The sequence below is a fragment of the Bradyrhizobium sp. ERR14 genome (assembly GCF_014198235.1).
Classification (GTDB): Bacteria; Pseudomonadota; Alphaproteobacteria; order Rhizobiales; family Xanthobacteraceae; genus Bradyrhizobium.
This window is the reverse complement of sequence record NZ_JACIHD010000047.1, coordinates 1-12,028: the sequence shown is the minus strand read 5'-3', so window position 1 is coordinate 12,028 and position 12,028 is coordinate 1. Positions and strand designations below refer to the sequence as shown.

The 12,028-nt window shown below is 59.4% G+C and carries 6 protein-coding genes and 2 pseudogenes; 3 read left to right on the top strand and 5 right to left on the bottom strand.

The window, feature by feature from the left end; translation table 11 throughout:
* Positions 1-1,616: 1,616 nt before the first annotated feature.
* The 3 genes from GGD62_RS40145 to GGD62_RS40135 all read right to left on the bottom strand — a co-directional run bounded on the left by GGD62_RS40145 (position 1,617) and on the right by GGD62_RS40135 (position 4,428).
* Positions 1,617-1,841 (bottom strand): hypothetical protein, encoded by a 225-nt coding sequence (locus tag GGD62_RS40145; protein ID WP_183714747.1) that lies wholly within the window; start codon positions 1,839-1,841, stop codon positions 1,617-1,619.
* Positions 1,842-2,015: 174 nt separating this feature from the next.
* Complete coding sequence (locus GGD62_RS40140) at positions 2,016-3,398, bottom strand: aspartate aminotransferase family protein (RefSeq protein WP_183714740.1); 1,383 nt, start codon at positions 3,396-3,398, stop codon at positions 2,016-2,018.
* Positions 3,399-4,164: 766 nt separating this feature from the next.
* Entirely contained in the window at positions 4,165-4,428 is a 264-nt protein-coding gene (locus GGD62_RS40135) for a hypothetical protein (RefSeq protein WP_183714737.1), read from the bottom strand.
* A 938-nt stretch (positions 4,429-5,366) separates the two neighbouring features.
* Here GGD62_RS40135 and GGD62_RS40130 point away from each other — a divergent pair.
* From GGD62_RS40130 to GGD62_RS40120, 3 genes and pseudogenes are all read left to right on the top strand, one after another.
* Positions 5,367-6,139: pseudogene (locus GGD62_RS40130) on the top strand (outer membrane protein).
* Between the two features lie 2,248 nt (positions 6,140-8,387).
* Entirely contained in the window at positions 8,388-9,584 is a 1,197-nt protein-coding gene (locus tag GGD62_RS40125; protein WP_183714734.1) for an HlyD family secretion protein, read from the top strand.
* Between the two features lie 351 nt (positions 9,585-9,935).
* Positions 9,936-10,259 (top strand): glycosyltransferase, encoded by a 324-nt coding sequence (locus GGD62_RS40120; RefSeq protein WP_183714731.1) that lies wholly within the window; start codon positions 9,936-9,938, stop codon positions 10,257-10,259.
* Between the two features lie 192 nt (positions 10,260-10,451).
* Here GGD62_RS40120 and GGD62_RS40110 read toward each other — a convergent pair.
* Together GGD62_RS40110 and GGD62_RS40105 are read right to left on the bottom strand one after the other, a co-directional pair.
* Positions 10,452-11,781: pseudogene (locus tag GGD62_RS40110) on the bottom strand (IS5 family transposase).
* Positions 11,771-12,028: transposase domain-containing protein (locus GGD62_RS40105; protein ID WP_246800563.1), on the bottom strand; the 258-nt coding region annotated here is incomplete at its 5' end. The gene GGD62_RS40105 and the pseudogene GGD62_RS40110, both read right to left, overlap by 11 nt.

The window sequence follows — 12,028 nt, the reverse complement described above, 5'->3', positions numbered from 1 at the left end:
CCGCCGCAATGCCTTTGCGAGCGCTTCCGGATCACCTCCTTCGAGGAAGCGGTTCAGCAGCGCGTAGATTCGGGTCGGAATGCCAAAAGCGAGCGCCCGATCGCGTCGCGCAGCGGAGGCAGATAAACGTGGCGAGCCATCTCGTGGCAGCCGGGCTCTGGATTACCCTGCCGATGCCCCGCCCATAACCCCCGCCGGATCGGAAAGCGTCCAGTCGTCTCGTCGTATCGGAGTCCGAAGATGCATCCGCTGATGGCTGCGTCGGTTGCAGCTGATATCATCCGGCCTTGCTGTGGGGGACTTAGCTCCGTGAACGTCGCGGGAAGCTCCAACTCCCGCTCCGCGCTTTCCGAACCGTGATACGGAGCCGTTGTGGTTAACAGCATGGGACAGCGCAATGACGCCAGGATGGCCAGCGCCGAGTCCCATCACCGCTAACCTCAGTTGGCAGTGCGGACGTGGCGGGAACAGCGTCTGACGCGCGCAACCGAACAACGCCGAGTCGCGCCGGCACTACCTGCAATCCAAGGCTGATCGCCAAGTCGCCGCCACCTGTCTTGATAGTTGCCCTAGGCATTCGTCGGGGTGAATATTCGTTGACAGCTTCTCCCGGCGAGGCTGGCAACGTTGAAGTTGGCGGCACGTGGTAGGGACAGCGCTTGTCTGCAATCAGGCGCCGAGTCACGTGCGCGCTAACTTCAACCACAGGGACGAACAGTGCACATATTCGAGCGGCACATCACAGTCCTACGGTCGCAAGCGCTTGAGGTGCTTGCAGCCAATCAGGTCCGCGCGGCCGATCACTCTCTGAGCCCGGCAGATCGCCAAGTCGCGGCATTTGATGCCGAGGAAGCTCAGGCCGTATTAGGCATACTCGATTGCTTGAAACTCAACCCCGGCCCGAAGGAGGCGCGGAACATCGCTGCACGAATTAGCCAGCTTCTAGAGGGGGAAGGTGAGCGCTCACCTGTTTGGGCCTGATAGCTTCTAGGAAGTGTTTTCCGGTATGCAGATAGCGCTTCAAAATATGTGCGGTCACATGCACCTTCAAGGAAACGTGGGAAGCGAATCGGCTGTCCTGATCCCTCTGCGAGTGTCCTAGTTAGGACAGCACCCTAGAACCCGGCCGCCCGATAGTCCTTCGGCCTATCGCGGCCCACCCCAGCGACCGTGAAGCCCCATTGGGTGCCGCCCGACGGTGCTACTATTTGGTCGCCTTGCTTGGCACGTCCAGTTCAGTCGTCCTAAAGCCCCCGGGACACAGCACCGCCGACGGTGGCGGTCCCGTCACCGAAAAGCTGCTGTCCGGTCGACACGACACCGGCACGCTATCGCCGAATTTGCGTTACTCCGTCGGGAATTGCTTGCTTCGAGAGTTTGCACTTGCGATGTTCATCGATGAGGATGAGGCGATCTAGTTCAGGATTGGCGATTCGCCGCATCTTCAGAGTGCTGGATGGCCGCAAGCGCGATCATCCGCAGAGGGCGGGCACTGGGTCGGAGGCAAGACGGAACTTGCCCAAATAGGCGACAATCCACGTAATCTGGCGCTGGGGGAAAAATGGTGATCGGGGACGACGATCAGCTTATCACGCTACGCTGAAGGACATCGGCCGCTACGTCTTGGCTGACGCGCGGAATTTTTCCGCATTCTCCGCGGCCACAGCTAAGGAGCGAGATGACTCCCGCGCATGCCCCGCCGTCACTTGAAACTGAAATCCGACAACGCTCACGATGGCGATAGTGACTTCATCATCCATCTGCTCAACTATGACGGCAGCCGTCTTGTCGATTTCGATCTCGGTAGTACGTTCAATGCAAATATCCTGTTCCTTCGCCATCACGGTACTGGCTCCATTGTGATCGGCTCGGCTGGAAGGGCCGCTGCGCCCGCGCGGACCGGGAGCCGCGCGCCCGTCGCAGCCAGACGGGCCGGCGCCCTTCGAGGGGCGCTGAAGAAGGCGGCCACCTCAGGGTACCGGAGTTGGACTGATCGTTAGACGAAGCGCGGCCCTTTAAGCCGGCGCCAGCTTGGCCACTTCCGGCTTCATGTCGTTCAGCACACCGGTAATGGCCGCAATCAGCTCGTCGACCCGAGCCTTGGTGACGATCAGCGGCGGGCAGATGGCGATGGCATCGAGCATGTTGCGCGAGATGATGCCGCGCTCCTGGAGCATGCGGCTGGCGATGCCGCCGACGGCGCCCGGCGTCGCCGCTGCGGTCTTGCGTCCCTTGTCGAGCACGAGCTCGATCGCCGCGATCATGCCGACGCCGCGAACCTCGCCTACCAGCGGATGGCTGGTGAGCTCGCGCAGTCTGCCCTGCATGTAAGCGCCGAGCTCGGCGGCATGCGCGACCAGGCCGCGCTCCTCGATGATCCTGAGGTTTTCCAGCGCAACCGCCGATCCGACGGGATGACCGCCCGCCGTGAAGCCGTGGCCGAGCACGCCGATCTTGTTGCTCTCGTCCGCGATCGGCTCGAACATGCGGTCGTTCATGATGATCGCCGAGAACGGGAAATAGCTCGAGGTGATCTGCTTGGAGACCACGAGCACGTCAGGCTTGATGCCGTAGGTCTCGCAGCCGAACATCTTGCCGGTGCGGCCGAAGCCGCAGATCACCTCGTCGGCGACCAGCAGGATGTCGTACTTGTTCAGGACCGCCTGGATCTTGTCCCAATAGGTCGCCGGCGGCACGATGACGCCGCCCGCGCCCATCACCGGCTCGCCGAAGAACGCCGCGATCGTATCTGGCCCTTCCTTCTGGATCAGCGCGTCGAGCTCCTCGGCCCGGCGCGTCGCAAACGCTTCCTCGCTCTCGCCGGGCGCGCCGTCCTTGTAGAAATGCGGCGAGCCCGTGTGCAGGATGTTCGGCAGCGGCAGGTCGAACGAGCGGTGGTTGTTCGGCAGGCCGGTGAGGCTCGCCGAGGCAATGGTGACGCCGTGATAGGCGCGCATCCGGCTGATCACCTTCTTGCGCTGGGGCTGGCCGAGCGCGTTGGAGCGATAGGCGATCAGCTTGAGGACGGTGTCGTTGGCTTCCGAGCCGGAATTGGTGAAGAACACCTTGCTCATCGGCACAGGCGCGAGCGCGACCAGCTTCTCGGCAAGGTCGATCGAGGGCCCGTGCGATTTGGCGGAGAACGTGTGATAAAACGGCAGCGCCTGCATCTGCTTGTGCGCGGCCTCGACAAGCCGCTTCTCGTTGAAGCCCAGCCCAACGCTCCACAGGCCGGCCATCGCCTCGAAATAGCGCTTGCCCGATGCATCGAAGACGTAAGGACCCTCTCCGCGCTCGATCACCAGGGGACCTGCCTGCTGATGGGTGCGCGCGTTGGTGTAGGGATGGAGCTGATAGGCCACATCCCGGGCCTCTTGCGAATTGGGCAGCATGGACATTTGCGAAGATCCTTGAAAGCGTCACGTCGCTGGCGCCGTCATGACTTGGCTATTGCCAGGAGGCAAAACGAGCAACGCCAATTCGTCGGCAGCAAGTGCTCAGCAGGTGACCGCAGGCAGCGCGGGCGCGACTCGGCGAGCGACGCTGTCCCTGCCACGTGCCGCAGATTTCGGTGGTCAACCTTCCACCGTGGATTGGCAAGGCTGACCACTTTTGCTCCTGAGACATATTCCCGAGGCGGCACCAGATAATGGCGCGTACAAGTAAACCGGGGCACCTACCAGCCCCGGTGGGTTGCCGCATCCAGCGTACATTGAAGTGGACCCCGGATTTTGCACCGGCGGCTTAGGTGTGCGGATGCCCTTCCGTTTTGATAAACGAAGCGGACCGTGAAGAAGACGAGACGGACAATCGATGCGGCGCTGAAGGCAAAGATCGCCTTGGAGGCGCTCCGAGAACAATCAACGGTGACGGGTCTGGCGCAGCGCTACCAGGAGTATGTGAACCAGATTTATGCCTGGAAGAAACACCTTCAGGATCAAGCGGTCATCGGTGCACCGCCCATTTTTGCACTTCGGGCCAGGCGCCCTTGTTGCCCGGGGTCAGAGCTCGCTGATCTTCCTCTTGATCCGCAGCACACTTTTATTGGACGGAGCTGCACCAAAATACCAGTCATTGGGGAAGCGGCGGGATCCCAGTGTGCACCCAAGGAGGTCGAAGTGTTCCAATCGGGGCGTTCTTCACGGAGGTTTTCGCCTCGACGCGTCAACGCCGCTCTACCGGCCCCAAGCTTTGATGACATAAGTGATCTATCGCTTGCTGCGCTATATCTTGAAACTCTTCAGATATTGCTGAGCCGATCGCTTTTGGATCGAATGCAATTTCGACATCTGAATCGGACAAAACGCCGGCATTCCGCAAAGCATAAGCCATTCTCGCCATCGCCCAAAGGGAGGCGCGGGCAATGGCCTCGCTCTGTTTGGCCTGCTTGAGAACGTCGACCATCATTGGGATTTCATCGCGGCTCATAGCATTTCGCTCCTAGTTGGCTGGCAACGTCTTTAGGATAGCGGAAAAGACGGCCGCGCGACCACTGGTCCCGGCCATATAACCCTTCTTTAGCCGCGGCGATCAGTTGAACCGGATTGCGGCACTTGCCCCGAATCGGCGGATCAAGGGCCCCCGCTTCGAGAACAGCCTGTGATCGACCTGCAGCGCGAAATCCCCGAGGCGAAGGAGCCGCGTAGCATCGCGATCGGCGGTGCTGCCCCGAGCGACGTCACTCAGATCGAGTCCGAAGCCGCCTGACCGAACACGGCGAATTGAACCTCAATCGCCGATCTCACGCGCGGCGATCCTTCGCTCGTATTGGATCTGGAGGCAACCATGCGGCGCACACCGCGCTCGATGTCCTGGTGGCCGACACCTTCCCGACAACATCTAATTTCCAACAGCGATGCGCACTGTTCCAGAGGCTATTGCGAACTGATCGAAGCCGAAGCCCATATCCGGGCTTAGGGCGTTGTCAGCCTGCAAGACCAAGAGCACCTGATGGGCGGCGGCCACATAAAGTCTCCTGATGAAGAGCCGGTTGGCCGTGGTGCGGATCGATCCAGGCGACGAGTTCGGCTCCTTTGAGCGCGCTAACGCCCAAGAAATCTACTTCAGTGTTATCAGTGTTCTGGAAGGTCGCGCGAATATCACTGTCGGCTCGCGTGTCAGCTATGTCGATGAGCTCGGTGAAGATGGTCTGCAGGCCCCTCGCAGTCTCAGTTCTAAACACGTTCGTCCTTGCGCGCCAAAGCATCCGCTACCGTCCAGACTCGCACTTTTGGCCATCCTCCAGATGCTGAAGCAACGCTCGTACCCCAGTCAACTACCAACCTCGGGAATTCATCGAGAAGATGGTCACAGGCAATCCTCGTTAATAACCGTCAAGGAAGTCGATTCGAAGCTGGGTTTAGAGAATGAGAAAAGTTCTGCTGGGCACGGCAGCCTTCATCGCGCTAGCCGCTCCTGCCTCTGCCGCTGATCTGGCCGCGCGACCCTACGTCAAAACGCCGCCGGCGCTCATTCCGGTCTATGATTGGAGCGGCTTCTACATCGGCATCAATGGCGGAGGCGGCTCCGCGTATCAGTGCTGGGACCTGCTCAATGCCGGCGGCGTGATCGTGGCTCCGCCCTTTGCTATGGGGTGCCATAATGCGACGGGAGGCACGGTCGGCGGTCAAATCGGCTATCGCTGGCAAATAGCGAACTCGGTGTTCGGGTTGGAGGCGCAGGGCAACTGGGCCGATTTCAAGGGCTCCAACGCCAACGTTGCTTTTGCAGGCGCTCAGGATGGATCCAAGCTTCATGCATTCGGCCTGTTCACAGGCCAAGTCGGCTATGCCTGGAATAACGTGCTGCTCTATGTGAAAGGTGGGGCTGCAGTCGTCCGTGACAAATACCGGGTCTCCGATTTTGCGACCGGGCTCACTATCGACAACGGCAGCGAAAGCCGTTGGGCGGCACGGTAGGTGCGGGTCTTGAATTTGGCTTCGCTCCGAACTGGTCCATCGGCATTGAGTACGACCACCTGTGCATGGGTCATCGGGACGTAGACTTCTTCTTTTCAGCAGGACTCGTAGGTGTTCCGGCGGGCGCTTTTGCAGGGACTGCCCATGTCAGTCAGGACGTCGATATCGGTTTGGTCCGCCTGAACTACCGCTGGGGTGGCGCTGTCGCCACGACATATTGATCTTCGCCAGAACGGAAGCGTTCCTTCACACGGCGGACGCACAGCCGGGTAATTCTGGCGCACTGCTCCTCTGTCAAGCTAGCAATCATTGATTTAGATCATTTCCAACAACTACGTAAGGATTGTCCGTTGCGACCAGGCGCGAGATAGCCACGACAGGCCTTATCGCCGAATATCGAACCTCTGAGAACCGCCTTCTCGCTCAGCGGTCGATTAAGTTGACGATGCGTCGCTTCCGCCCGGCTGCGCGGATTTAGCCAAGCATCCTATGTACCACTTCGCCTCCACTCGGCACCTCTTCCAACAGAAGCAGCCCCAACTATCAAATCAAGTAGTAACGCCAGCTGCCGCGACCGCTAATCTCGCGGGCTGCACCCAACACGATTTTGCTTATAGGAGCTTCAATATGCTTACCCCCACTGAGGCTGCTCGCGCCAAAAACCGGGTCAAACTCTTTCTTCTAGAATATGATGACAGCGTTAGGGTTGCCTATCAATGGCTCGATGCGCAAATAACAACGAAGAAAAAACTAATGCCGACGTCTCCCCTAAACGAGATCATCCAAGTTTGGAGCGGTAGGTTTGTCGCGGCGTTCGATGTGGAGGCTGCGGCTGAGATGCACCCAACGATCCGGGGGACTTACCCTAAGTTCAATATTAGCTCGCGGCTAACGCTTCCTTCAGTCTTGCGGCTTACAGGTATCATCGGGGCGAGAACGCACGACGATTTGCTTACAGCCGATTACGTCATCAAAACATATTGTAGGATCGAGAGACCATAGATGATGAGCATCGGCGCGGGCGTGGCGACCATCGCGTTATTGCTAGGCGTAGTTTCGCGCTTGCCGTTGTCACCATCGACTATCGCGCGGATTCACAACAATCGAACCTGGCAATAGCAATGGCCGTCATTCTTGTTACTTACGATCTGCGGCAGCGAGGTAGCAATTACTCTACCGGTAAAAGTGGCGCCAAAAAGCGGCGCCCACGATGGTCATTCGGATCCATGATTGGAGCGGTCCCACCTGGAAGGCTGGTCGAGGGCATAGTCCTTCACCCAGGCGGGAAGGTATTGGAGATTTTTGAGCGGAGTCTCGGGAGATAGTCCAAGGACTTCTCTTCCAGCTAAACGACGAAAGCTTTAAGTCAACCAGAGGTTCCTTTCATGGTCATGCGGCAACAGCCGATGGCTTTACACGCCCGCCGTTCGCTCTCTTCCGAAAAGCGGCTGCGCTTCATGCCCGCTGCCGGCCGGCGCGACTAGACAAGGCGTCGGCCCTGATTCCGCGACCACCACCGCCGGTACGAAGCCAGGTTGATGGGCGGCATCCTTCGGCTCAGGCCGAAACGACCGTCGCCATCGCAGCAGCAATGAGCGCGACACGCCGCCGCCGCGACCTGGTGCGGCGCCTGTAAGCTCTCGAATGCGCCAACTAGTTCGGAGCCGCCGGATACAAGCCACCTTGATCGGGAACCGCTCTAACGGCTCCTGATTGCTCCAGTAAGGGCCGGACGCACGCGATCCAACTCACACTTCCACGGGCATCCGCTGGTCCCCATTCAGGTGGGAGCCTTCCTGATCAGGCCGTTTATGATCAGCCAAACCTCCCAAGGCGCATTACTCAGCACCAAACGATCCTGCACAAGGCTTCCATAACGAGAACTCAATCCGATCTGCGACCTTACGAACATGACTTAGACTGTCCGATTTCTGACATGCAGTCGGCCCGGTACACTTTCTTGAAAACATATTTCTTACTATTCAAGCTGTCCCAGTTGGCACAGGGTTTGAACAGAGAGGTGCATCCACCGCAGCCGCCAACGAAGCGGTGGCTACACTACGCTTCTTGGGCTGAGGCCTTTTGGCGTAATGACACGAGCTGCCACATTGAGTCGGTCTCAATGACACGTCACACGAACTGCCCTCAATGTGGCTCTGCATTGGTCCACCTCGAGTGGCATGAGCGCATCCGTGCGCGGGAGGTCCAAGATCTCTGGCGCTGCTGGAACTGCAGGAATGAATTCATGACCATTTTCACTTCTGACGATACCGATCCTCCTGCCGCTGAGATCACGAAGCTATTCTTTACCAGCCTGTTGGTCTGATCGTGACGCTCAAGCCGCTAACACTCGCATCCGAGCGGCACCGAACTTGGCAATCCAACGCCGCGGAGGGTCGCTTAGTTGAGAACGATTGGGCCTAATGCGCTGCGCGACCTTCCCGTCATAAATGCAATTGGGATGTCCTTATGAGGCTCGTACGTGCAATCGCCGGTTTGGCCCTGTTGGCAATGGGATTATACGTTATTATCGGTGAGCACTTCGCCGGAACATCGGCGGATGCTACACTCAATGCGCGGCTCTACATCGTTCGCGCCCCGATCGAAGGAAAGGTAACGCTTGCCGTAAAGAGCATCGGCGCGCGCATTAGCCCCGGCGAGCTCATAGCAGAAATCAACGACCAACGCTTCGATACCGCGAGGCTTCTTGAGCTTGATCGCGATCGCACGAACCAGCAGATCGAGCTCAACCGTCTCGTTGGCCAGCGAGATGCATTGCCCGCATCCATGTCTCGCTTCGATGTTCAATCAACTGATTACCAGCGCGGAAGGGTTCGGCAGATTGAGGCTCGCATTGCCGAAACGAAAGCAGCTCAAGACGCGGCGGCCACGCGCCTTCGTCAAGCGGACGCAGAATTCAAGCGAGCAAACGAACTAAGCGCGCGTGGCGTACAGACGACGGCGAACTTGGATCGCGCTCCCGCAACTTACGACGTGGCGCAGCAAGAACTGGAGAGTGCGGAGCCGCGAGTAAAATATTTAGAGACGGAGCTTACGTCCGCTCGCGACGGCATCTTCATCGGGGAGTCCTATCGCGACGCTCCCTCGTCGGCCCAACGTATCCGAGAACTCGAGCAGCGGCTGGCCGAGCTGAATGTCGACAAGGAGCAGGTGAAAGCACGTATTGTACAGCTCGATCGGCAAATCGATGCCGAGCGTCTTCGTGCCAATAATCTGAGCTTCGCTACCCTTAATGCCAGCGTCGTGGGTCTAGTCTGGGACATACTAATAGACGATGGCCAATACGCGCGGCGCGGCCAGGATCTCGTCAAGATCGCAGACTGCAGTACACTGCTCGTCACCGCGGGTGTCAGCGAATCTCTCTACGACGGCCTCTCGGTGGGAACGGCCGCGCAATTTCGGTTGTTTCGAGATGATCGTATTTTCAGTGGAACCATAACCCGCCTTGGCGGATCCGGTGCGGCCGCGCTCTACACCAATCTTGCTGTAGGTCCAAGTGCACAACATCTCGATGTCACCATGACTGTTTCAGACCTTGCACGAGAGCCAGATCTCGGCCGCGCGATAGGGCGTACTGGACGCGCTATCTTCACGGGTGGCCCAATCGCTCAATTCCGTCGTTTTATTACGCGGTACGGACTCTGATGCTTCTGCTGTCACCAATCGCCGCTGCCTTCGCAGGCGCAGCTTTCATAATTGGGCTCCGCCTTGCCGTCTTTCCGTTGCTTAATCCGATAAAGTGGTATTGGCGGGCTCTCCTCCTGGGGACGGCTGCCCTGCTGTCTTGGCGTTATGTGCTTTGGCGCTTCATCGAAACGCTGGCGCCGCTCGACTGGACTGCGGCCGCGCTGTTCAGTTGGGGATTCGCCATGCTCGAAGCTCTAACAGTGCTGTCCTCCTCCATCGCGCTTTTTATACTGTCGCGGGTGAAAGAGCGCACGGCCGAAGCAGACCAACACTCCGAATGGTGGCTGCCTGGAGAAGCGCCGCGCGTGGATGTTTTCATCACGACTTACAAGTTTCATCACGACTTACAACGAGCCGTCGGACGTACTCGAGCGCACGATCATTGGCGGGACGGATATTCGCTATCCTCGTCTTCAGATTTTTGTTCTCGACGACGGCGCCAGGAATTGGGTGCGGCAACTTTGCGAGCTTCACGAAATCGGATACCTCGCACGCTCGGATAAGGAGCACGCTAAAGCGGGGAACATCAACCATGCACTTCTCGCGCGCGCTCGCCATCCGATCCCCCGGCCTTTGGTGCCGTACTTGACGCCGATTTCGTTCCCCATGCGGACTTCATCGAGCGGACGCTAGCGTTGTTTTACGAGCCAAGCGTCGCGCTCATGCAAACCCCGCAGCATTTCTTCAATCCTGATCCGATCCAACATAACCTGGAATAAGTGCCGCATATCCGGATGAGCAACGTCATTTCTTTGACAACGTTGAGCCAGCGCGGGACGCTTGGGGCATTGCCATCTGCTGCGGAACCTCATCCGTAGTCGTCCGTTAAGAAGCCGGATTGAGCTGAGCCGGGCGTGCGAACGTGCGCCATAGCTGGACCAGGATGAGGCACAAGAGTTCTCTGAGCCAAGCGAGGATGCGGCGGAAGTTGTGGCCCACGGCTGAGAGGACGACATTGGCGGTGTCTCCTGCTCGGCCCTTGAGGTGGCAGCGGCCGAGGTGACCTTCGGCTTTCATGTGTCCGATGATGGGCTCGATAGCGGAGCGGCGGCGCAGCTCGCGCTTGATGACACCGAAGACGCCGCGCTTTTGGCCTGAGATGAAGACGCGACGCGGATTTTGTGCGTCGTGGCCGCGGTATCCCTTGTCGACATAGGCCCGCCCGATCGGACAGCCGGTGAGCGTCTCGGTGCGGTCAAGGACGTCCCGCAGGGTGTGACCGTCGTACGGGTTATCGGGTAGCGCCCTGGCGTGCAGCACGAACAGGCCCCCGGGAGCCCGGCGGTTGTTGGTGACGATGGAGGCCTTCACGCCGAACTCGTAAGGCGCGGCGGTCTTGCCTTTGCCGATGCACTCCACCTCCGGGGCATGAAAGGAATAGAGCTTCCGACCGCGCTGGCGCTGCTGTTGCGAGCGGATTTGGGTGGCTTGGCCAAGCGGGGGGGGGGGCGAACGCCTCCTCCAACGCTGGCTGCCTCTCGATCTTGCGGCGGATGTCTCGGATGATCCCGCCGAGCCGGGAGCGCAGGATGCGCAACTGCCGCTGATGCCGATTGAACTGTTTGGCATGGGTATAGCGCCCTGCCATCATCGCCGCGGCCTTGGCCACGCGACAATAGGATTGCCGCAGCCTGACGCCGTGTCTTCTCGCCAGGCGGTTGATCCCCTTGATGGCCGCATGCAGCAGCTTGGCATCGGTCGGAAAGGTGATGGCCTTCGGCTGCACCGTGGTGTCGACCGTGACCCGCTTGAGGTCCTGGCTGCGCAACGCGCCGGCCTCGTGCGCCACCCGCAGGCTCTCGGCCAGCAGCAGCTCCAGCTTGTCGCCGAGTCGCTTGCGCCAATGGCTCAGGTCCGAGCGCTCGTGCGGGAAGGCGTGCTGGAAGAACTCTTCGCCGGTGAAGAACTGGAAATACGGGTTGTGGACTCAGCGTTCGCACGCTCCCTCATCGGACACCCCGTAAATGTGCTTGAGCAACAATAGCCCGATCATGAAGCGGGTCTCGATCCCAGGCCGGCCGTTCTCGCTGTAGAGCGGTGCGATCTCGCCGTCGATCCACTCCCAATCAACCTTGCCGGCGAGCAGAACCAACTCGTGCTTCATGTTGATGATCTGGTCCAGCGTAAGCGGCAAGCTGCGGCCGTCAGGCGGCATGGTTCCATGGCATAAGCGCGTCGATTTCGCTGCTCGGCCAGCCGTTGGCGATACGCTGAAGCGTTAGGCTGAGCCAGGCGAACGGATCGACGTTGTTCATTTTCGCCGTCTGCAGCAGTGTTGCGATGGTCGCCCAGGTTCGTCCGCCGCCGTCCGAAGAGGCTGCATAATGCAGGGATTCCGGGCAACGAAGTTCGAGTAACATATCCATTCCATCCTGACGCTGGCCGAGACCTGGTCGTGCTCG

What these genes read in the sequence shown, in the direction of transcription:
- GGD62_RS40145 (WP_183714747.1), bottom strand. Translation starts at nt 1,841, where the DNA reads ATGGCGAAGGAACAGGATATTTGCATTGAACGTACTACCGAGATCGAA.
- GGD62_RS40140 (WP_183714740.1), bottom strand. Translation starts at nt 3,398, where the DNA reads ATGTCCATGCTGCCCAATTCGCAAGAGGCCCGGGATGTGGCCTATCAG.
- GGD62_RS40135 (WP_183714737.1), bottom strand. Translation starts at nt 4,428, where the DNA reads ATGAGCCGCGATGAAATCCCAATGATGGTCGACGTTCTCAAGCAGGCC.
- GGD62_RS40125 (WP_183714734.1), top strand. Translation starts at nt 8,388, where the DNA reads ATGAGGCTCGTACGTGCAATCGCCGGTTTGGCCCTGTTGGCAATGGGA.
- GGD62_RS40120 (WP_183714731.1), top strand. Translation starts at nt 9,936, where the DNA reads ATGTTTTCATCACGACTTACAAGTTTCATCACGACTTACAACGAGCCG.